This is a genomic window from Streptosporangium sp. G12 (genome assembly GCF_052983175.1).
Map to the genome: position 1 here is coordinate 217,254 of NZ_JBRIQO010000006.1, position 21,418 is coordinate 238,671.

Genomic DNA, 21,418 nt, shown 5'->3' on the forward strand with positions numbered 1-21,418 from the left:
CGTCAGACCTCGAACTCGTCGATCGGCCGCACCACGACCGATCCGCCGTAGCGCGCGCCGGGGCAGCGGGCGGCCCAGTCGAGCGCGACGTCGAGGTTCGGCACGTCGATGACGTCGTAGCCGCCGAGGATCTCGCGGGTCTCGGCGAACGGCCCGTCGGTGGTGACGATCCGCTCGCCCGCCGGGCCGATCCGGATCGTCGTGGCGGTGCTCACGTCCTTCAGCGCGTGCCCGGAGACCAGGACCCCCGCCTCCTTCAGCGCCTTGTCGTAGACCACCCACTCCTCGAAGTCGCACTGGTCGTCCCCGTCGGCCGTCGCGGCACCGTACATCAGCAATATGTACTTCACGGTCTGGCTCCTTCGTGTTTTCGCTCGGCGGGCTGCCGTACACCATGACGACGAACGGGGCACGGCCGGATCGACAGGCCCCGAGGATTCCCCGGAGATTCCCTTTCGGCCTCGTCGCACGCGAGAAGGGCTCCGGCCGGGGACGGTGATCGCGGTCGGCTTCCGGCCGTGCCCGGCGGGTCATGCTCGTCGCCGTTCAGGCGTCGACGACCACCATCTTGCCCCCGGCCTGGCCGGCCTCCGTCACGCGGTGGGCCTCGCGAACCCAGCACCGCGTCCACCGCCGAACCTTGACGGATTCGGCACGTGATCTCTAGCCTCGCGAAGCGACCGGCCGGACACGAGATCCCCGAACGAGTGCTCCCCGTCGTCGCCGACCCGTACGTGAGAGGGCGTGAGCAGGATGCGGATCGGAATCTTCCTGGTCGCGGCGGGTTTCCCCGGCAGGCCGCAGGGACAGGTGCTGCGTGACTGCGTGGAGGCGATCGAGGTCGCGGAGGAGGCGGGATTCGACGACGCGTGGATCGCCGAGCACCACTTCATGTCGTACGGGGTCTGCCCGTCGGCGGCCACGCTGGCGGCCGTGGCACTCGGGCGTACGCGGACGATCGGGGTGGGGACGGCGGTGAGCGTGCTGTCCACGCAGCACCCGGTGGCGCTGGCCGAGCAGGCGGCGATGTTGCACCACCTGTCCGGCGGGCGTTTCACGCTGGGGGTCGGCAGGGGCGGGCCCTGGGTCGACCTGGAGGTGTTCGGCACCGGTCTGGAGAGGTTCGAGCGCGGCTTCGCCGAGTCGCTCGACCTGTTGTGCCGGGCCCTGGGGCGGCGCACGGTGTCGGCAGAGGGGGAGTTCTTCCGTTTCCGCGAGGTCGCGATGGTGCCGGCGGCGTCGATGCGGCCCGTGGTGGCGTGCACCTCGCCGGAGACGGCGCGGCTGGCGGCCGAGCGGGGGCTGCCGATGCTGCTGGGCATGCACATGGACGACGCGGGCAAGGCGGCGATGCTCGCCGGGTACGACGCGGCACGCCCACCCGCGCCGCCCCTCCCACCGGAAGCGGATGTGGACGCGGACGCGGGTGCGGTACGGCATGTGGCCGCCGTCGTCGGACACGTGGCCGACTCGACGAGGGCGGCCGTGCGGGAGGTGAGGGCCGCCGTGCCCCGCTGGCTGGAGCCCGGCCTGGCCGGGTACGTGCCGGTGGACGGCCGGCGGCGGCCCGTGCGGGACGTGGGGGAGTACGTCGACTTCCTGACCGGCGTCCATCCGGTGGGGGACGCCGACCACTGCGTGGAGACGATCCGGCGCACCCGCGAGGTGACCGGGCTCGAACACCTGATCCTGATGGTCGAGGGTGCGGGCGAGCATGCCCGCACCCTGGAGAACATCCGCCGGCTGGGCGCCGAGGTGCTGCCCGGACTCGACGGCTGACACCGGGCGGCCGGGACACCCGCCGAACTCGCGGCGAAACTCGCCGGCCCCGGCGGCCTGGTGCGGCCCGGGCGGGTACGGATCGCGACTTTTTGATCTACATTGTAAAGCCGGACGGTTGTTGTCAAAAGCATCTCCCGGAACCGAAACAACTCTCCGAGGTCCGGCGATTCACCACACGGAATTCCATCCTTTGATAATTGCCGTGAAACGACCGCCAAAGTGATTCTCCTACCGCTTACCGGGATGTATGCGAAATCGCATGTTGTTTAGCAACAAAACGCCGCTAAACGATTTTAATTTTCTTGACACGGCGGAATGGCGATGACACTTTTACTTACGCTCGGCGCGCCGATCCAGGTCAGCGCCGTGCGCGTTCTCAACCGCCGTCAGGGGCGCGCCCGTCAGGGGGTGCGCGGAAACCCCTGATCCCGCTCGACCCAGCTCGGAGGTGCGGTTCATGCGTAACCCTTTTCGCAGGATCTCCACAACGGCCGGCATCGTGGGCGCGATGCTTCTCGCGATGTCCCAGACCTCGGCGATCGCGGTTCCGGAGAGGTCCGCCCCACCGCCCGCCCCGGTTCCCACGCCCGCCCCCGCGGGCGGCGAGGCGAGTTCCAGGAACTCGGGTTCCCCGGAGAACGGCCGGGCGCCTTCCGCGGTGTGCTTCTTCCAGACCATGGGCGACTACGTCCACATCTCCGGGTCCGCCTTCGAGGCGTCCGGTCACGGCTGGTGGATCAACGGCAACTGCAACGCCACGCTGGCGATCGTCACGGTCCAGCTGCAGCAGTACTACGCTGACGGCACCTGGAGAAACGCCGGTACGGCGGGCAGTGCGACGGTGAGGTCCGGCGGCGGGGCCGGCAACCGCGCGACCGGGCGCGCGGTCTGCACCAACGGCAGTCTGACGGGGTGGCGTAGCGTCGTCGACGTGGACCTGGTCGGCCTGGCCGACGACCCGGGCAAGCTCTTCACACCGGGGCAGAACATCTACTGCAGGCGATGACGCGAGAGGGGCGACGTGAGTATCAGACCCGACGGCACCATGCTCGCGGCTCTGTACGGCGAGCTGGTGGTGCACCCGTGGCGGGATCCTCTCGTCGCCTCCTCGGACGCCTACAGCCTGTTCGTCGCGAGGTCGTCCGCGATGGGATGGCTCACCGAGGCCGAGGAGAACGCGGTCGGCGGCCTCTGGGGAATGAACGACGCCGGGCACGACCCGGCGTCGGCTCCGGCCTCGCTATCGCGGCCGGCACGCGTCGCGTGGTTTCAGGTGTCGCTGACCGGACCGGTCCCGGACGGCCGGCCGTTGCCGGTGCAGGCGTTCCTGTCGTGCGCGGACGACGTCGTGGCGCGTATCGGCACCGCTCACCTGCGGGCGGTCCAGCTTCTGCTGCCCGTGCAGAGCCTCGACGCGCCGGTGGGCGCGTCGTCGCGTGCGGGCGCGGTGATGACCCTGCTCCAGGACGCGGGCTGGTTCGCCGACGGTGATCCGCGCCTGAGAGCACGGGTGCGGGTGACGTTGGACGGCGGGCAGGATCCGTCCGTCCGCTCGGCGGCGCCCGGGATACTCCGGTGGGTGCGGGAATTCGATCAGGACGTCTTCTGGTGCGACGCGGTCTCCGTGACGGACGACGACGATCTGGTCCTGGAACCCGCCGTCATCGACGAGGTGTGGCTCGGGCCCGCCCATCACCGGGTCACCTTCCACGGCACCCTTGCCGAGTGGTCGCTGGACGCTCTGGGATGGCTGGCCGCCTTCCTCGCCGACGCGAGTTCCCGGCACGGGGTCGATACCCCGTTGATGTTCACGGCCGGCCGCTTCGCGGAGCCTGATCCGCGAAGCGGCTGAGTCCGGCGGCGGTCCGTGCGGGGGCACGGGCTTGCCGGGCGCGTAAAACGGTGGGCGCCGGCCGCTATCCGGCGCCGGAGGGGGCGTGCAGGTGCATTCGCAACCGGACACTGGACCGGCCACCGCTCTGGCAGATGGTGAACTCGTCGCAGAGCCGGCCCATCAGCCACAGCCCGAATCCGCGGACCGCGCCCGGGCCGGGCCGGTGGCGGTCGGCCTGGTCGGGGGCGAGGCGTCCGGCGTCGTCGACGACCTCGACGACGAGGTCCGCCTCGTCGCGCCAGACGCTCACGCTGCCGGCCGCGTCGCCGTGTTCCAGCACGTTGATGACGGCCTCGTTGGCCGCCAGCAGCAGGTCGTCGCGTCGCGTCCCGGCCAGCCCGACCTGGCTCATGTGGCGGTACAGATGCCGGCGCAGGCCGATCAGGTCGGTGCTGATCGGCCAGTGGCCCCGCTGATCGGTATGCATGTCCGGTCCCCTTACGTGAGTGCCGTCTGTGGCGTTCAGCGGGGGGCTACCGACGTGTCCGCCAGGATCAGAACGGTCGCTGTGAAAGTTGTGCAGGGGTACTACCCGCTCTGACCTGCTCAATCATCGATCGGCGGTGGGAGCGCTCCATCCCCAGGTGAGGTGGTCCGGATCGTGCCGGTGCCGCCGTCGCCCCCGAGGCTGACGGCGGCACCGGCGGGTGTGGAGGGCTTGCGGGGAAGCCGGTCACGCCGTGGGCTTCCAGTCCGGGTGACCCGGCATCGGCGGAGTCTGCGCGTTGTGGATCCAGCCGTTGACGTAGCCGGTCAGGTCCTTGCCGCTCACCCGGTTGGCGACCTCGATGTAGTCCCGGGTGTCGGCCGAGCGGCCGCGGAACTCGGCGAAGAAGGTCTTCTCGATCCGCTGGAAGGTGTCCTGGCCGACCATCTCCCGCAGGCCGAACAGCATCAGCAGGCCCGCGGTGTTGGTGCCGACCAGCACGTCCCGCGCGTGCTTCATCCTTCCCGGAGGGCCCGACTCGGCGCGCTTGTCCCCGTCGAAGTCGTAGCGTGCGCGCAGCCCGCGCGAGGGGTCGTCGAGGTCGCGCCAGCCCTTCTCCGCGGCGTACAGGAGCTGGTAGAACTCGGCGTGGCCCTCGCTGATCCACATCTGGTTCCAGTCGCGCACCGCGACGGCGTCGCCGAAGTACTGGTGGGCCAGCTCGTGGACCATGGTGATCGCGTCGTCCCGGGTGTCCTGGGTGGTCACCCGGCCCTGCCGGTCGGTGCCGGTCAGGCTTTCCACGGCGTAGGTGGAGATGGTCGCGCTCTCCAGGGCGACGCCGTTGTAGCCGCCGGGCACGCCGAGCACGCCGTAGGTCTCGAAGGGGAAGGGGCCGACCTGCTTTTCCATCCAGGTCATCTGGTCGGCGATGCCGTCGACGAGGGCGCGGGTCCTGGCGGCCTGTGCGGTGGCGACGTGGCTGCGCAGCGGCAGGCCGTGCGGTCCCGTGCCCTTGATCAGGGTGAAGCGGCCGACGGCCGCCTGCACGACGTGGGTCGGGATGGGGTCGCGGGTGGTGAAGACGTGGGTGACGCGGCCGGCCTTCTCCGTCCGTGAGCGGAGCGTTCCGTTGGCGACCGCCTGCAGGCCCTTCGGGGTGGTGATGCGGAAGGTGATCCTCGCCTTGTCGCCGGGATGATCGTTGCTGGGGAAGTACAGGTGGGCTCGGTCCGGCTGTCCCATGACCGCGAAGCCGTCCTTCTTGTCGACCCAGGCGGTGCGGTGCGGTTTCTCGTCCTGGGGAAAGGCGGGGGACTGGGGGTTGGCGGCGCGGTCGACACGGTAGGAGACGTCCACGCGAAACGGCCGGCCTCGGGGCAGTACCCGCCCGGGCGTGATCAGCAGTTTCTCCCCCGCGACGCGGAAGCCGGCGGGGCGGCCCTCCACGGCCACCTTGGTGATCTTCTCTACCGCCGCGTCCAGGCTGAAGCCGGACAGGGCGTGCGTCGCGGTGGCCCTGATCCTCACCGAGGCGTCCATCTTCGTGGTGCCGCCGCGGTAGTCGTAGCTCACGTCGTAGGAGCCGACGTCGTAGCCGCCGTTGCCCAGGTAGGCGAAGAGCGGGTCGCCCGCGCTTCGCGCGCCGGGCTTGGCGGGCGCCGGCGGTCCGACCGGCGTGCTCGCGCCACCGCATCCGGTCAGCGCCATCGCGGATGCGGTGACCGCGGCCAGCGCGCTGGTCATTCGAAAAGGGAACATGGCCATCATCCTTCGCGAATCGGATATCGATCCCGTCGAGGCCGCGTATGCGGCGGCGCTCGGTCACGTATCGGCCGGGTATCCGCCGTCCCCGGCCGGGGCGCTGCGGGGCCGGTCAGCGCGGTTCGGATGGCGGCCCGGCTCACTCCATGCGCGCGGGCGAGAGCCGCGATCGAGGTGCCGTGGTCGACGAACACCGATCGAACCTCCTCAAGCCGGGAGCCGGCCAGGGCGGGCGGCCGGCCGCGGTAGCGGCCTTCGGCGGCGGCGATCCCTTCGGCGGTCAGCTCGTTTTGCAGGTCGCGCTGGAATTGCCCGACCGCGGTGATCACGTTGATGAGCAGCGCTGTCGTGGCGTCGTTGACGGCGAGGTCGTGGAAGTTCGACAGCGGGCCTGACAGGACGCGCAGGGCGACGCCGCGGGCCCGGTCGGCAGCGGTGGACAGGGTGTAGATCCGGATCGAGTTCAGCGAGGCGTGCCCGAGCAATTCGGAGACCAGCACGATGTCCGCGCCGGCTCGTGTCCGCCTGCTATCGCCGCCAGACACACGAATCTGCCGGCGGACTTGACCCTGACGCTGCGTCAACCCTGCATGCTGGCTGTCATGAGCATCCCGCCGACAACCGATCAGGTCCAGGAGACCGCATGTAGGTTCCGGCGAAAAATGGCCGGGAATCTCCGGAGCTACGTGGCCAGACATGATCCCTTGACGGCAGATGTACGGCCCCGCCGTGTGGCGGGGCCGTACATCTGCCGATGTGGTGGGTCATCGTTGCCTACCTGTTCACCAACCTCCCCTACCGTCGCAGGATCTCCTGGGCCGGCGCCGGCCGGGTCTAGGCGAAGTTGAGAGCAGGATCAGAGCATGCTGACCATCAGTCAATTGGCGGCGTATGCCGGCGTCACGGTGCGGGCGGTGCGGCACTATCACCAGATCGGACTCCTGCCCGAAGCGGACCGGGATGCCTCGGGCTACCGGCGCTACGGCGCAAAGGCAGTCGTGTCGCTCATCAAGATCCGAACCCTCGCCAACGCTGGCGTGCCGCTGTCTCAGATCGGTCAGATGCTCCAAGCCGACGCATCGACCTTTGCCGAAGCGGTCCAACGAATCGACAGTCGCCTGCACGACGAGATCGAACGGCTTGAGACCAGCCGCAAGCAGATCGCGCAGCTCGCCGCCGGGGACAGTATGGCGCTTCCGCCGGAGGTGATCTCCTACCTCGATCTGCTTCGGGAGATCGGGGTAGGAGAGCGGATGGTGGAGGCGGAGCGGGACGGGTGGATCCTGGTTGTTGCTGCCTCCTGGCCCGGAGACATCCCCGCGGTTATGGCCGCAAAATTCGCGCAGCTCGATGACCCGCAACTCGTTCGGCTCTACCGGATCCTGTCGGAGATCATCGAAGACGACGACGCAGGCGACGACGATCCGCGTCTGGCAGAAGCCGCCGATATCATGGCCGGCCTGGCCGAGCAGGCATACACCTCCGGCGAGATCAACCCCGACGAGGTCGCGCACGACGACCTACCGGTTGACCTTCTGGACGCACTTGCCGTCGAGTCCGACCCGCGGGTGGAGCGGCTGCTGGACCTGATGCGCGAGCGCGGCTGGGCCGGTTGGCACCGGATGGAGCGGCTGGCGGAGCCCCCCGACTGACCTGCGGGCGTCGTTTCACGCCTGGACGTCCACTACTCATGTCGGCGGGCGACGGGGTGCAGGACCAGGCTGGTGGAGCGCGGTACAAGGCCGGCGTCACCCCGAGACAGCAGGATGGCAGCCGGCCACCGTTCCCGATTCACTTCTGAGAAAGGAAGATCATGACCATCAATCGATCCCCCTGGACCGGCATGGTCCCAGTAGACGATACGGCCTTAGCCGTCACCGACACCGACACCGACGGTGTCCCCGTGATCTACCTCAACGGTCACGCCGCCGTTCAGCGGCAATGGCGGCGGGTCCTTGCCGAGTTGGGGACGGAGTGGCGGCATATCACCTACGACATGCGGGGGCGTGGTAAGTCGAAGCGTTCGGCGGATTATTCGTTCGAGACGAACATCCGAGATGTCGATGCTGTCCTCGCAGCCCGGGGTGTGGCCCGGGCGGTGATGGTGGGCTGGTCCTATGGAGCGTTTGTCGCGGCGCACTGGGCCAGCCGGAATCCGGCCCGTACCGTGGGCGCGGTCTTGGTGGAGGGCGCGCAGCCCTACGACTGGTTCGACGAGTCCATGGAACCGGGGATGCGCAAGATATGGAAGCGGATCTGGTGGCCCATGCAGCTGCTGCGCCCGTTCGGTATGGCTCCACGGATGACCGGCGACCAGCTGGCAGACAGCAACATCGAGGTCGGCAAGATCGCCCGCGAGCGTGACCTGGGCCCCGTGCTGGACAGCATCACCGTCCCGGCGCGCTACGTGGTCGCTTCTGGGGAGTCCTTCGGAAGCCAGGGCGGGCACGAACGGATACGCGCCAGCCTCCCTGCGGTGACTGCCCGCAATCCGAACATCCAAATCAGCGCGAAAGTCGCCAGCAACCACGGTTCGATCCTGCGTAAGGACTATCGCGCCATCGCCAAGGCCGTACGTGAGGTCGCCGCCCTCGACCACGAGGGGAACTGAAGACGCCGCCGTCACGGTGAATCCCGCACAGGAGAATCCTGATAGCCGTCGGCGCAAAGCCAGAGGTCTGCACGCCCTCTCCCTCCACCGTCTCCACCGTGTCCCCGCCGTCGGGCAGGTCGGGAATCTCACCGAGCCGGCGCAGGCCTTCGGCCGGCGCGGAGGAGGAGGTGGCATAGCGGCCCAGGACGTTGAGGTGGGCGTGGCCGAGTGGGCTGAGCCGGGCGGCATCCTCATCCTTGACCGGCACGCCCTGCGCCCGCAACTGGTCGACGGCGGCCGACAGATACTTCGAATTCCACAGCGCGACCGCATTGACGACCAGCCCCAACGCGGCTAGCTGATCCTCCTGGCCCTCCCGATAAGCCTTCCGGATCTGCCCGCTTGCGCCATGGCAGATCTTGCGGGCGAGTCGATGCCGGGACTCCTGGACGGTGAGCTGCTTGTTGAGCCTGCGGCGGTAGGTGTCGTCGATCGGGTCCAGGATGGACAGCAGGTGCAGGGTCTTGTCGATGCGGCCGTACTCGGCGAACGCCTGCCCGAGCGGGGTCGGGCGCCCGCCTCGGGCGAACATGCGCAGCAGGTCGTAGGCGCGGACCTGGTTGGTCACCGGCGATCCGGCGACCCGGGACATGTCCGACCACTGGGTATCGAACAACGCCGTCGGCCCCTCGGCGTGTGTCCACGCGCGGCCGTGCAAGAACGTCAAGAACCGTTTCGCCAGCACCCGGCTCTCCCACGACTCCCGATCGTCGAAGTCGTGACAGCCGTAGACATCGCGGATCATCCACGCGTACTCATAGACCGTCTTCGGCCGCTCCCCGTATCGTTTCACCTGCGAGGGGTCCCCGATGCCCAACTGTTCGGCCAGGTAGTCCACCACGCGTGAGCGCGCGATCACTTCCCGGTCGAAGGCGTCCAGGAAGAAGAACTTCTCCATGTCCGGCAGCGACGGCATCTCACTGAGGGTCGCGTACGCCGACCTCTGCTCATCAGACAGAAACTCTGCGGGCATGACCGACGACCGTAGGCACACCACCCAGCGCCCGGTAACAACCGGAAGCACACCACACGTCCAGATCTTGAACGGAAATGATCACCCGCAGGACGACCTGCCGGAGCGTCCACCTAAGTTGCTCGCGGGTACCGCCAACGGCTGTCCGCAGGTTCCTCAACCCCGTTCACGGCCGATCTCCTTCATCGGGGCGCCTCCGGTACGCCACATCGAATTGCACTAAGTTCAAGGCGAACGAGGACCGTTTCTTGAACTAAGTGCAAGACGCTTTTTGAACTTTGTGCAAGTCGGGTTCGGTGGCCTATCGTGGCCGCATGCCGCGCGACACGCTGACCCAGGAACAGATCGTCCGCACCGCGATCGAGCTGCTCGACGAGGAGGGTCTGGACGGCCTGAACATGCGCAGCCTGGGCGGCAGGCTCGGCACCGCCGCGACGGCGGTCTACTGGCACGTCAAGAACAAGGACAACCTCATCCTGCTCGCCGGCGACCGCGTCTGGGACGAGGTCGAGCTGCCCGACCCGGAGGCGGCCGGCTGGCGCGCGGCGGCCACCACGATGGCCACCGGCCTGCACGCGATGTTCAGCCGCCACCCCTGGCTCGTCCAGGCCTTCGGCTCCCACCTGTTCTACGGCCCCGGCAAGGCGCGCCACGACGACCACAGCCTGGCCGTCTACGAGGCGGCCGGTTTCGCCGGCGCGCGGGCGGACCGCGCCGCGGCGACCGTCTTCACGTTCGTCATGGGCAACGTCCTCGGCGCCTCGGCCGCGGTCTCCCTGACCAGGCGGCTGAGCCGGGACGGCGCGGACGCCGGGGCGCTGATCCAGGACGCGATGGCCAAGGCGACCGAGGTCGCCATGGACTTCCCCCGGCTGCGCGCCCGCCTCGAGACGCCGACGGCCGCGGACTACGCCGCCGCCCCCGACAGGACCTTCGAGTTCGGTCTCCAGGCCCTCCTCGACGGCCTGGAGGGCCGGCTCGCCGGCACGGCGCCCGGTCCGCCCCCCGGCGGCGCGAGCCGACGCGACGCCTAGGGCGGGGTGCGGGCCCGGGAAACCGGGAAAGGGGTACGGACCGGGAAGCGCGACGCGACGGCCGGCGCCCGAGTGCGGTAGGGCGGATCTGGTCGAATTCGGATGAACCGGCGTCAAGAACGCGTATGGATCCGCATGATTTTCTAGGCGCCCGGCGGCCGGACCGGTAGGGAATATGGGGTGTCTTGTCTTCCTCTCCGGCGATCCCTCCCGGTTCCTCTTCCGCGGCGATCCCTCCCGGCCGCGCTCCGCCGTCCGGGACGCCTCGCCGTTCCCTCACCGGCCGGTGGCCGGTGGCCACGCCACCCCCGTACCGGACATCCCTCCCGGCGGATGTTCCTCGGTCACCCGCTCTGATCTCGCGGCGGCAGGGACCGGACATCGGCACCTGGCGGCCGGCGGCGCGACAGCGCGCCGTCCACATCCGTCAGGGACAGGGCAACGACGTGAGCGCGGGGAGAGGAAACAGTGGCAGGTACGTCGGCATCGGCGCGGGTGGACTCGGGGCTGCGGGGGTGGTTACTGCATGGGCTGCAACGCTCCGACCCCAGGACCAGCGGCCCGCACCACGAGGAACCGCCCGAGCACCGGCATTCCTGGTGGCAGGTGATGTGCCTGACCGGGGTGGACTACTTCTCCACCCTGGGCTACCAGCCGGGCATCGCCGCGCTGGCCGCCGGCGCCCTCAGCCCGCTCGCGACGTTGCTGCTGGTGGCGCTGACCCTGTTCGGCGCGCTGCCGACCTACCGGGCGGTGGCAGGGCAGAGTCCCCACGGGCTGGGCTCGCTGTCGATGCTGGAACGCCTGCTGCCCGGCTGGCGCGGCAAGCTGCTGGTGCTGTTCCTGCTCGGGTTCGTGGCCACCGCCTTCATCGTGACCATCACCCTGTCGGCGGCCGACGCCACCGCCCACATCCTGCACAACCCCTTCGTGCCGGAGTTCCTGTCCGGCCGGCAGGTCCCGGTCACCCTGGCGCTGATCGCCGCGCTCGGCGGGGTGTTCCTGGTCGGGTTCAGCGAGGCCATCTCGATCGCCGTCGTCCTGGTCGCCATCTACCTGGTGTTGAACGTGGTCGTCCTGGGCACGGCCCTGCACCGGGTGCTCGCCGACCCCGCGCTGGTCACCGGCTGGGGTGAGGCGTTGGTGGCCGAGCACTCCAGCCCGATCGCGATGGTCGCCGTCTCGCTGTACGTGATGCCCAAGCTCGCCCTGGGCCTGTCGGGCTTCGAGACGGGCGTGGCCGTGATGCCGCTGGTCAAGGGGGACCTCGTCCAGCGGATCGGCGGCGCGAGGAAACTGCTGACCACCGCGGCGGTCATCATGAGCGCCTTCCTGATCACCTCCAGTTTCGCCACCACCGTGCTCATCCCGGCCGGTGAGTTCGCCGAGGGCGGCGCGGCCAACGGGCGCGCCCTGGCCTACCTGGCGCACGAGTATCTGGGCGACGGGTTCGGCACCGTCTACGACCTGTCCACCATCGCGATCCTGTGGTTCGCCGGAGCCTCCGCGCTGGCCGGGCTGCTCAACATCGTGCCGCGCTACCTTCCCCGCTACGGCATGGCCCCCGACTGGTCGCGCGCGGCCCGGCCGATGGTGCTGGTCTTCACCGCCATCTCCTTCCTCATCACCCTGTTCTTCGGCGCCGACGTGGAGTCCCAGGGCGGCGCCTACGCCACCGGCGTGCTCGCGCTGATCCTGTCGGCCGCCGTCGCGGTCACCCTGGCCGCCTGGAACGACGGCCGTACCCGCGCGGCGGTCTCGTTCGGGGTCATCACGCTGATCTTCGCCTACGCCACCGTCGCCAACATCGTCGAACGCCCCGACGGCCTGGTGATCGCCCTGCTGTTCGTGCTGGCCATCGTGATCACCTCGCTGATCTCCCGGGCCACCCGGTCCACCGAGCTGCGCGTCACCAAGGTCACCCTGGACGACCTGGCCCGCCGCTACGTCAGCGAGTCGGGAGAGATCCGGCTGATCGCCAACGAGCCGCACGCGCGCGACTGCAAGGAGTACGTCGACAAGGCCCGCGAGGCCTGGGAGCTGCACCGGCTGCGCACCGGCGAGGGCCTGCTGTTCCTGGAGGTGAGCGTCTCCGACGCCTCGGAGTTCGCCGGTGAGCTGCACGTCGTCGGCGAGGAGCGCCACGGGTTCCGCATCCTGCGGATGGAGAGTCCCACCATCGCCAACGCCATCGCCGCCCTGCTGCTGTACCTGCGTGACCAGACCGGCAAGACCCCGCACGTCTACTTCCACTGGGCCGCCGAGGGCAACCCGGTCGGCGCGTTGCTGCGCTACCTCGTCTTCGGCGGCGGCGATATCCCGCCGCTCACCCGCGAGGTGCTGCGCCAGGCCGAGCACGAGACCGCCCGCCGCCCCCTGGTCCACGTCGGCTGACGCCGGCCCCGCCCTCCTCCGGTCCCCGAAGGCCGCTTCCGATCCCGCAGGAGGGCGGCGAGGCGGGCCGCGGCGGGCTGCCCGAGGAGGATTCCGAGGAGGACCAGGGCCAGCCCGCAGAGCTGCCGCGCGGTGAGGGCCTCTGCGGCGATCGTCGTGCCGAGCAGCACCCCGGTCACCGGGTTCAGCAACCCGACGAGGCCCACCGTCGCCGCCGGCAGGTGCCGCAGTCCCGAGAACCAGGCGGCGAAGGCGAGGGCCGTCGCGACGACGGTGACGTAGGCGAACCCGAGGACCGCGGGTGCGTCCAGCGCCGGCGGCGGCCCCTCCAGCGCGACGGCGAAGGGCAGCAGGACCAGCCCCCCGGCGATGAGCTGCCATGAGGCCGACGACAGCGCGCCGGCGCCGGTGGTCCATCGCTTGGCCAGCACGTAGCCGAACGACGACATCACCATGGCCGCGACGGACGCGAGCACGCCGAGGGCGTCGACGGCGGACGCGCCGGTGAACAGCATGAGGCACACCCCCGCGATGCCGACGCCCGCTCCGGCCAGGTGCGCGATCCGCGGCCGTTCCGAGAGCATCGACCAGGCCAGGAGCATCATCACCACGGGCGACATCGCCATGATCGTCGAGGCGACGCTCGTCGGCAGCAGCTGGGCCGCAAGATAGACCAGCGCGAAGAACGCGCTCATGTTGAGCGTTCCGAGGACGAGGGACTTCCACCACCACGAGCCGTGAGGGAGCCTTCCGCTCAGGAGGAGGAGCAGGAGCCCGGCGGGCAGCGCCCTGACGGCCGCGCCGTACAGCGGGTAGCCGGGCGGGAGGAACTGCTGGGTGACGAAGTAGGTCGTCCCCCACGCGATCGGTGCCGTCGCCGTGACCAACGTCCAGCGAAAGGTAGCTTCCATGGAAGGAATATAGCTTCCCTGGAAGCTATGCTGGGCGCATGAGCGAACCCCTGGATCACGTCGCCCGCATCCAGCGGGAGTGGGCCCGCGAGCGACCGGATGTGGATGTGAGCCCGCAGGGGGTGATCGGGCGCCTGCACCGGCTCGCCGGACACCTCACCGAACAGCTCTGCGTCGTCTACCGGCGGTACGGGCTCGGGGAGGGGGAGTTCGACGTCCTGGCCACCCTGCGGCGCGGGGGAGCGCCCTTCGAGCGCGCCCCCGGAGAGCTCGCCGCCTTCACCATGGTCACCACCGGCGCGATGACCAAGCGCATCGACCGGCTCGAACGCGACGGGCTCGTCACCCGCCGTCCGAGCGAGAGCGACGGCCGGGGGCGGGTGGTCGCGCTCACCGCCGCGGGCAGGGAGCTGATCGACCGGGCCTTCGCCGAGCACATGCGCAACGAGCGCCGCCTCCTCGACGAGCTGTCTCCGGAGGACTCGGCCCTTTTGGAGTCGCTCCTCACCACCTGGCTGGCCCGTTTCGAGGCACCCCAATAAATAAATCTACATTGTAAAGGCGTCCGATCGAGTTCAAGATCATTTACAATGGACTAAAGACTCATCACCGAAAAACAGGGCGGCCCGATCGCCGGTTGTAGCGTGGAACTCCGGCGGCCACGCGACCCCGGGAGGCCTGGTGCGATACGACGACTGGGGGGAGCGTTCGCCGCGCTGGGCGGGCATCCGCAGTGAGATGGTCGACCTCCAAGGCACCCTGGTGCACCTCCTGCGTGCGCGGGGGGACGCGGGAATGCCCACTCAGCTGCTGGTTCATCCGATGGGCGCCACCGGGACGTTCTGGCTGGACGTCATCTCGTCGCTGGCCGCTCACGGGCCGGTCATCGCGCCGGATCTGCCGGGTACGTTCACCGGTCACACGGGGACGCCGCATCACCGGGCGGCCAGGGCGCACGTCAATGCCAGGTTCCTGCGGGTGTTGACGCGCTCGCTCGGGGTGGAGCGCGTGGTCGTTCACGGCTGGTCCATGGGTGGGCTGGTGGGCCTGTTGTTCGCGCACGGTGCCGGTGAGGTGGAGGTGGAGGGGCTGGTGCTGACCAGTCCGACTCTGCCGGGTCCTTTGACGGTGGCCGGGGCGCTCGGCTGGCAGACGCTGGGCCGGCTCGCGCTGCTGGCCGGGGTGCCGGCCTTGCGTGGCGCGTTGTGGTTGTACGGCGGGCGGTTGCTGGAGGTCAAGTTGCGCAGGGGTGATCCCGTGGTCTCGCCGGGCGGCGGGCTGGATCTGGTGGGGGGTGATCTGAGGCGGGTCTCGCCGGAGCTGGTGGCGTTGCAGGCCGAGGAGCGTTGGGAGATGCGTGCTCGGCCGGACAGGCTGGCCGATGCGATGGTGGCGTTCGCCTCGGTGGTGTCGGCCATGTACGTCGATCGGCGGCCTGTTCTGGGGGCGGTCGACGGGGTGGGGGTGCCGACGTTGTTGTTGTGGGGTGATCGGGATCCGCTGATCGGGCGGGCGGTGGTCGGTTATCTGCTGGGGCGCAGGCCTGACTGGGAGTCGGGGGTGTTGGAGGGGGTGGGGCATCTGGCGCCGATGGAGGTTCCGGTGGCCTATGTGGAGGCGGTGGCGCGCTGGCGGGTGTCGCGGGCGTTGTGAGGGTGTGTCTGGGTGTGTCTTTTCGTCGGTGCCGGTGGAGTGGGTGTGGTGTCATGCCGTTTTCTTGGGGTGTAGTGCTCCGGCGGAGGCGGCCATGAAGGCGGCGAGCAGGGCGGGGATGCCCAGGGCGGCGGGCAGGCCGATGAGTTCGGCGGCGCCGCCGATGATGGCGGGGCCCGCGACGAGGCCGGCGTAGCCGACGGTGGCGACCTGGGCGATGGCCTGTCCGGCGCGGGCGGGGTCGTGGTTGCCGGCGGCGGAGAAGACCTGGGGGACGATGGCGGCCAGGCCGAGGCCGAAGAGGGCGAATCCGGCGATGGCGGTGGGGATCTGTCCGATGAGCAGGGCGGTGGTGAGGCCGAGGGTGGCGAGGAGGCCGGAGTAGCGGACCAGGCGTACGGGGCCGAGGCGTTGGGCGAGGTGGTCGCCGGTGAAGCGGCCGATGGTCATGGAGATGGAGAAGGCGGCGAATCCGGCGGCGGCGACGGCTTGGGAGGCGCCGAGGTTTTGGAAGAGGTAGACGGCGGTCCAGTCGTTGGCGGCGCCTTCTCCGACGAGGCCTGCGAAGGAGACGATGCCCATGAGGATGATCCAGGCGGTCCAGGGGGCGCGTCGGCGGGGTGTGGTGGGGGTTGTGGGGGGTGGGGTGGTGGGGAGGAGGTGGCGGCGGGCGTACAGGGAGGTGAGGGCGAGGGGGAGGCCGACGGCGGTGAGGGTGGTGGCGGCGCTGAGGTCGAGGGCGGCGAAGAGGCCTCCGATGCCTGCTCCGATGAAGCAGCCGAGGCTGAACATGCCGTGGAAGGAGGACATGATGGGGCGGCGGTAGGCGCGTTCGACTTCGACGCCGTGGGCGTTCATGGAGACGTCGAGGAAGGCGTTGGTGAAGCCGAAGAGGAAGAGGGTGGCGATGAGGGCGGGCAGGGTGGTGGCGTAGCCGGGGGGGATGACGGTGAGTGCGGTGGCGATGGCGGCGGGGGTGATGAGGCGGGCGCTGCCGAGGCGGTCGGTGAGGTGTCCGGCGAAGCGCATGCCGGTGACGAGTCCGATGGCGATGGCGAGGAGGCCGTAGCTGAGCTGGCCGTCGCTGAGGTGGAGGGTGTGTTTGACGGCGGGGATGCGGGCGGCCCAGGCTCCGGAGGTGATGCCGAGGAGGACGAAGAAGTAGCAGACGGCTTTGCGGGCACCTGTGGGGGGCCGGTGTGTGGTGGTCATGAGCTCCCCGGGTGTGTGGGATCCGGGGCGTATTCAATCATGGTGGGTTTTGGTGGTGGGGGTGTCAGTGGACGGAGAAGCCTCCGTCGACGCAGATGGCCTGGCCGGTGATGTAGGCGCTGGCGTTGCCGGCGAGGAGGACGGCGATGCCGGCGAAGTCGGCGGGCAGGCCGTTGCGGCCGGTCATGGTGCGGGCGGCGAGTGCTTCGACGCGGCCGGGGATGGCTTGGGCGGGTTGGGTGAGGGGGGTGAGGACGAAGCCGGGGATGATGGTGTTGGCGCAGACGCCGTGGGGGGACCAGGCTTCTGCCTGGGAGCGGGTGAGGCCGGCGATGGCGGCTTTGGAGATGCCGTAGGCGCCGCTGTCGCCGAAGGCTTTGTGGGATTGCTGGGAGCCGATGTTGATGATGCGGCCCCAGCCGCGTTCGGCCATGCGGGGGCCGAAGTGCTGGCCGAGGAGGTAGGGGGCGGTGATGTTGACGGCCATTGTCTGCTGGTAGTCGGCGGTGGTGAGGTCTGCCATGGGGGCGCGGATGTTGTTGGCGGCGTTGTTGACGAGGATGTCGATGTCGCCGAAGTGGGTGGGGGCCTGGTGGCACAGGCGGGTGAGGTCGTCGGGGTCGGCGAGGTCGGCGGTGATGGCGGCGGCGGTGATGTTGTGGTCGTGGAGTTCGTTGAGGGTGCGGGTGAGTTCGGTGGTGCGGCGGGCGGCGATGACGACGGCGGCGCCGGCGTGGCCGAGGGCGTGGGCGATGGCGTGGCCGATGCCGGAGCTGCCGCCGGTGATGAGGGCGGTGCGGCCGGTGAGGGAGAAGAGGGTGTCGGTGGGTGCTGTCACAGCGACGGAACCTATCATCCCACCTTTTTGTGAGGGGGGTGATCCTGGAGGGCGAGGGCGGCCTGCTGGAGCTTGTCCATGATGGCGGACAGGTCGTGCAGGGTGGGGGTGTCGAGGTGTCGCAGGAGGCGGCGGAACTCGGTGAGGCCGGCGTCGGCGATCTGTTCGACGAGGGCGCGTCCGGCGGGGGTGAGCCGGGCGCGGCGGATGCGGCGGTCGTGGGGGTCTTCGCGGCGGGCGACGAGGCCGTGGGCGACGAGGCGGTCGACGATGCCGGTGACGGTGCCGAGGCCGACGTCGAGGTGGGTGGCGAGGTCCTGGCCGGAGGCGGAGTCCTGGCCGGAGAGGATCATGACGACTTTGAGCTGGCGCATGGTCAGGTTGGAGTCGAAGAGGGGGGATGGGGCGCTGTGCTGGGCCAGGAGGCGGCCCAGGTCGCGTTGCATGGCGCCGATCTGGTCGATCAGTTGTTCGCGGTCGTCGTTCACGCTCACCTCTCGCTTCCTGAGAAGGTTATCAGGATTGGTAAGCATCGTTAAATATTCGTATGAGGCGAAGTGTTAGTCTGGGGCGAATCTTGTTGTGATATCCCTCCTTGAGGAGCCCGCCCCCATGACCTCCCTGGCCAGGTTGAGCCTCGCCAACCGCAGCCTCGTCATAATGATCGCGCTGGTGTTGAGCGCGTTCGGCCTTTTCTCGATCCCCTCGCTGAAGCAGCAGCTGCTGCCCTCGCTGTCGTTCCCGGGCGCGTTCGTGGCGGCCTCCTACCCGGGGGCCTCTCCTGAGATCGTCGAGGAGCAGGTGACCGAGCCGATCGAGAACAGCTTCCAGGGGCTGGAGGGGGTCTCGGAGGTGACCTCGACGTCTCGGGAGGGGATGGCGCAGGTCCAGGTGGCGTTCGAGTACGGCACCGACATCGACGCGGCGGTCGCGGAGATGCAGCAGGCGATCTCGCGGATCGAGGCGCAGCTGCCCGAGGGGGTCGATCCGCAGGTTCTGTCGGGCGGGACCGACGACATCCCGGTGATGCAGCTGGCGGTGGGCGACGGCGGTGACCAGCGGGTCATGGCCGAGCGGCTGGAGCGGCTGGTGGTGCCGGAGCTGCAGGCCATCGAGGGGGTGCGCTCGGCGACGGTGACGGGGGCCCGCGACGAGGTGGTGACGATCACTCCGGACGCCCGCAAGCTGGCGGTGCTGGGGTTGTCGCCGGCGGCGGTGGCCGAGGTGCTGCGGGCCAACGGGCAGCCGGTTCCGGCGGGCAGCGTGACCCAGGACAAGCTGTCGCTGACGGTTCAGGTGGGGTCGCGGGTCTCGACGCTGGAGGAGCTGAAGGATCTGTACCTGACGCCTGCCGCGCCGGCGGCGCAGCAGGCGCCCTCGCAGGCCCGGCAGACGCCGGGCGGCGGATCGGCCCAGCAGGCCCAGCAGATCCAGCAGGCGCAGCGGCCGCCGGCGGCTCCCAAGCCGGTGCGGCTGGGCGACGTGGCGACGGTGGAGCGGACGCTGGCAGAGGGGACGTCGCTGACGCGGACCAACGGGCAGCCGAGCCTGGGGTTGTCGGTGACGATGACTCCGGACGGCAACGCGGTGGCGATCTCGCATCAGGTGCGTGAGAAGCGCGCGGAGCTGGTGCGGGCGATCGGGGACTCCTCGGAGATAACGGTGATCTTCGATCAGGCGCCGTACGTGGAGCGGTCGATCGAGGACCTGACGACCGAGGGGCTGCTGGGCCTGGCGTTCGCGGTGCTGGTCATCTTGGTCTTCCTGCTGTCGGTGCGCTCGACGCTGGTGACGGCGGCGTCGATCCCGCTGTCGGTGGTCATCGCGTTGATCGCTTTGTGGGTGGGCGACTACTCGCTGAACCTGCTGACGCTGGGCGCGCTGACGATCGCGGTGGGCCGGGTGGTCGACGACTCGATCGTGGTCCTGGAGAACATCAAGCGTCACCTGGGATACGGGGAGGCCAAGCGCAAGGCGGTGCTGGCCGGGGTGCGCGAGGTCAGTGGCGCGGTGACGGCCTCGACGTTGACGACGGTGGCGGTGTTCCTGCCGATCGCGGTGGTGGGCGGCATGGTGGGGCAGCTGTTCGCGCCGTTCGCGATCACGGTGACGGTGGCGCTGCTGGCGTCGCTGCTGGTGTCGCTGACGGTGGTGCCGGTATTGGCGTACTGGTTCTTGAAGGCGCCGGTGCTCTCGCCGGAGCAGGCGCGGGTGGTGCGTGAGGAGGCCGAGGCCAAGGAGCTGCGCAGCCCGCTGCAGCGGGCCTACCTGCCGGTGCTGCGGTTCGCGACGCGGCGGCGGCTGGTGACGCTCCTGGTCGGCGTGGTGGTGTTCGCCGCGACGATGGGCCTGGCCGGGCGGCTGGAGACCAACTTCATCGACTCCTCCGGTCAGGACACGGTGTCGATCAGCCAGCGGATGCCGGCCGGTACCGACCTGGCGACGACGGACGCGGCGGCCAAGAAGGTCGAGGAGGTCCTGGCGTCGCTGAAGGGCGTGCGCGACTACCAGGTGAACGTGGGCGGCGGCGGCGGATTCCTGGGAACGGGCGGCGGTGGCGGTGACCGGGCGTCGTACTCGGTGACGGTCGCCGAGGAGACCGACAGCGCGGTGCTGGAGGAGGAGCTGCGCGGGCGGCTGAAGGAGCTGCCCGAAGCCGAGATCGGTGAGGTCACCGTGGGCGGCGGCCAGGGCGGCCCCGGCGGCGGGGCGACCGACCAGCTGCAGGTGATCGTGCAGGCGCCGGATGTGGCGACGCTGCGGACGGCGGCCGAGATGGTCCGCACCGCGATGGCCGACCTGGGCGGGCTGCGGGATGTGACCTCCAACCTGGCGGCCGGCGCCGAGCGGGTCGAGGTGCGGGTCGACCGGGAGAAGGCGGCGGCCAGGGGGCTGACGGAGACGCAGATCGGGCAGCTGGTGGCCCAGCGGTTCCGCGGGGCGCCGCTGGGTGAGATGACGCTGGACGGCCGCTCGGGTGCGGTGGTGCTGCGGACGGCGGACGCGCCCGAGGACGTCAAGGCCGTGGGCGCGCTGAAGCTGCCGACGGCGACGGGCGTGGTGAAGCTGTCGCAGGTGGCCAAGGTGTCCACGGTGGCCGGTCCCACGCAGGTGACGCGGATCGACGGTGAGCGCAGCGCGACGGTGTCGGGTACGGCGACCGGCAGTGACCTGGGCGCGGTGACGACGCAGCTGACGTCGAAGCTGGAGGCGCTGGCGTTGCCGGCGGGGGCGAGCTTCACCATGGGCGGGGTGAGCGCGGACCAGGCCGAGGCGTTCGGGCAGCTGGGGCTGGCGATGCTGGCGGCGATCGCGATCGTCTTCATGATCATGGTGGCGGCGTTCCGTAGCTTCGTGCAGCCGCTGATCCTGCTGGTGTCGGTGCCGTTCGCGGCGACCGGCGCGATCGGGCTGCTGCTGGCGACGGGCACGCCGATGGGGGTTCCGGCCCTGATCGGCATGCTGATGCTGATCGGCATCGTGGTGACCAACGCGATCGTGCTGATCGACCTGATCAACCAGTACCGCGAGCAGGGCATGGGCATCGTGGAGGCGGTGATCGAGGGGGGCCGGCGCAGGCTGCGGCCGATCCTGATGACCGCGGTGGCGACGATCTTCGCGTTGATCCCGATGGCGCTGGGACTGACCGGTTCAGGGGGGTTCATCTCCCAGCCGCTGGCGATCGTGGTGATCGGCGGGCTGCTGTCGTCGACGCTGCTGACGCTGGTGCTGGTGCCGACCCTGTACGTGATGGTGGAGCGGCTCAAGGAGCGGCTGCGGCGCACGCCCAAGGACGGCGGCGAGCGGCCGCAGCTGAAGGTCTACGACAAGGACGAGCTGGCGCCGACGACCCGGTAGGCCGCCGGCCGAAGACGAGCCGGGC

General features: G+C 69.8%; 18 protein-coding genes and 2 pseudogenes. 10 read left to right on the forward strand and 10 right to left on the reverse strand.

Annotated elements, in window-relative coordinates:
* Window positions 1-2: 2 nt before the first annotated feature.
* Window positions 3-350 (reverse strand): YciI family protein, encoded by a 348-nt coding sequence (locus tag ACVCAG_RS11755; protein ID WP_362697082.1) that lies wholly within the window; start codon window positions 348-350, stop codon window positions 3-5.
* Window positions 351-753: 403 nt separating this feature from the next.
* On the opposite strand from ACVCAG_RS11755, the gene ACVCAG_RS11760 reads away from it, so the two are divergent.
* From ACVCAG_RS11760 to ACVCAG_RS11770, 3 genes are all read left to right on the forward strand, one after another.
* On the forward strand, window positions 754-1,779 hold the full coding sequence (locus ACVCAG_RS11760; RefSeq protein WP_440083493.1) for an LLM class flavin-dependent oxidoreductase: 1,026 nt from the start codon (window positions 754-756) through the stop codon (window positions 1,777-1,779).
* 460 nt (window positions 1,780-2,239) lie between these two features.
* Window positions 2,240-2,788, forward strand: a complete 549-nt coding sequence (locus ACVCAG_RS11765) for a hypothetical protein (protein WP_440066619.1) — start codon at window positions 2,240-2,242, stop codon at window positions 2,786-2,788.
* Between the two features lie 15 nt (window positions 2,789-2,803).
* Window positions 2,804-3,634: a hypothetical protein gene (locus ACVCAG_RS11770; protein WP_440083365.1), complete on the forward strand. Its 831-nt coding sequence runs from the start codon at window positions 2,804-2,806 to the stop codon at window positions 3,632-3,634.
* 64 nt (window positions 3,635-3,698) lie between these two features.
* Here ACVCAG_RS11770 and ACVCAG_RS11775 read toward each other — a convergent pair whose 3' ends face one another.
* The 3 genes from ACVCAG_RS11775 to ACVCAG_RS11785 form a co-directional block, all read right to left on the reverse strand.
* On the reverse strand, window positions 3,699-4,103 hold the full coding sequence (locus tag ACVCAG_RS11775; RefSeq protein WP_440083367.1) for an ATP-binding protein: 405 nt from the start codon (window positions 4,101-4,103) through the stop codon (window positions 3,699-3,701).
* Window positions 4,104-4,349: 246 nt separating this feature from the next.
* Window positions 4,350-5,864 carry a M1 family aminopeptidase gene (locus tag ACVCAG_RS11780; RefSeq protein WP_440083368.1) on the reverse strand — a complete coding sequence of 505 codons (1,515 nt, stop codon included), beginning with the start codon at window positions 5,862-5,864 and terminating at the stop codon, window positions 4,350-4,352.
* Between the two features lie 5 nt (window positions 5,865-5,869).
* Window positions 5,870-6,451 (reverse strand): hypothetical protein, encoded by a 582-nt coding sequence (locus ACVCAG_RS11785; RefSeq protein WP_440083369.1) that lies wholly within the window; start codon window positions 6,449-6,451, stop codon window positions 5,870-5,872.
* 279 nt (window positions 6,452-6,730) lie between these two features.
* Here ACVCAG_RS11785 and ACVCAG_RS11790 point away from each other — a divergent pair, with 279 nt between their 5' ends.
* On the forward strand, window positions 6,731-7,519 hold the full coding sequence (locus tag ACVCAG_RS11790) for a MerR family DNA-binding transcriptional regulator (protein WP_440083370.1): 789 nt from the start codon (window positions 6,731-6,733) through the stop codon (window positions 7,517-7,519).
* A gap of 161 nt (window positions 7,520-7,680) precedes the next feature.
* Window positions 7,681-8,478, forward strand: a complete 798-nt coding sequence (locus tag ACVCAG_RS11795) for an alpha/beta fold hydrolase (RefSeq protein WP_440083372.1) — start codon at window positions 7,681-7,683, stop codon at window positions 8,476-8,478.
* Window positions 8,479-8,611: 133 nt separating this feature from the next.
* On the opposite strand, the pseudogene ACVCAG_RS11800 reads toward ACVCAG_RS11795, so the two are convergent.
* Window positions 8,612-9,127, reverse strand: a pseudogene (locus tag ACVCAG_RS11800) (Tn3 family transposase); the annotation flags it as partial.
* A gap of 12 nt (window positions 9,128-9,139) precedes the next feature.
* A pseudogene (locus ACVCAG_RS11805) lies at window positions 9,140-9,493 on the reverse strand (DUF4158 domain-containing protein); the annotation flags it as partial.
* 314 nt (window positions 9,494-9,807) lie between these two features.
* On the opposite strand from ACVCAG_RS11805, the gene ACVCAG_RS11810 reads away from it, so the two are divergent.
* Complete coding sequence (locus tag ACVCAG_RS11810; RefSeq protein ID WP_440083374.1) at window positions 9,808-10,527, forward strand: TetR/AcrR family transcriptional regulator C-terminal domain-containing protein; 720 nt, start codon at window positions 9,808-9,810, stop codon at window positions 10,525-10,527.
* Between the two features lie 468 nt (window positions 10,528-10,995).
* Window positions 10,996-12,921, forward strand: coding sequence for an amino acid transporter (locus tag ACVCAG_RS11815; protein WP_440083376.1), 1,926 nt, complete (start codon window positions 10,996-10,998; stop codon window positions 12,919-12,921).
* Here ACVCAG_RS11815 and ACVCAG_RS11820 read toward each other — a convergent pair.
* On the reverse strand, window positions 12,819-13,832 hold the full coding sequence (locus ACVCAG_RS11820; protein ID WP_440083377.1) for an EamA family transporter: 1,014 nt from the start codon (window positions 13,830-13,832) through the stop codon (window positions 12,819-12,821). The two genes, ACVCAG_RS11815 and ACVCAG_RS11820, sit on opposite strands and share 103 nt — an antisense overlap.
* A gap of 38 nt (window positions 13,833-13,870) precedes the next feature.
* On the opposite strand from ACVCAG_RS11820, the gene ACVCAG_RS11825 reads away from it, so the two are divergent.
* Window positions 13,871-14,374: a MarR family transcriptional regulator gene (locus ACVCAG_RS11825; RefSeq protein WP_440083378.1), complete on the forward strand. Its 504-nt coding sequence runs from the start codon at window positions 13,871-13,873 to the stop codon at window positions 14,372-14,374.
* A gap of 139 nt (window positions 14,375-14,513) precedes the next feature.
* Entirely contained in the window at window positions 14,514-15,485 is a 972-nt protein-coding gene (locus tag ACVCAG_RS11830; RefSeq protein ID WP_440083379.1) for an alpha/beta fold hydrolase, read from the forward strand.
* A gap of 51 nt (window positions 15,486-15,536) precedes the next feature.
* Here ACVCAG_RS11830 and ACVCAG_RS11835 read toward each other — a convergent pair whose 3' ends face one another.
* The 3 genes from ACVCAG_RS11835 to ACVCAG_RS11845 all read right to left on the reverse strand — a co-directional run bounded on the left by ACVCAG_RS11835 (window position 15,537) and on the right by ACVCAG_RS11845 (window position 18,029).
* Window positions 15,537-16,697: an MFS transporter gene (locus ACVCAG_RS11835; protein WP_440083380.1), complete on the reverse strand. Its 1,161-nt coding sequence runs from the start codon at window positions 16,695-16,697 to the stop codon at window positions 15,537-15,539.
* Between the two features lie 64 nt (window positions 16,698-16,761).
* Entirely contained in the window at window positions 16,762-17,535 is a 774-nt protein-coding gene (locus ACVCAG_RS11840) for an SDR family oxidoreductase (RefSeq protein WP_440083381.1), read from the reverse strand.
* A gap of 14 nt (window positions 17,536-17,549) precedes the next feature.
* Complete coding sequence (locus ACVCAG_RS11845) at window positions 17,550-18,029, reverse strand: MarR family transcriptional regulator (protein ID WP_440083382.1); 480 nt, start codon at window positions 18,027-18,029, stop codon at window positions 17,550-17,552.
* 118 nt (window positions 18,030-18,147) lie between these two features.
* Between ACVCAG_RS11845 and ACVCAG_RS11850 the strand changes: the two genes are divergently transcribed.
* Window positions 18,148-21,393, forward strand: coding sequence for an efflux RND transporter permease subunit (locus ACVCAG_RS11850; protein ID WP_440083383.1), 3,246 nt, complete (start codon window positions 18,148-18,150; stop codon window positions 21,391-21,393).
* Window positions 21,394-21,418 lie beyond the last annotated feature (25 nt).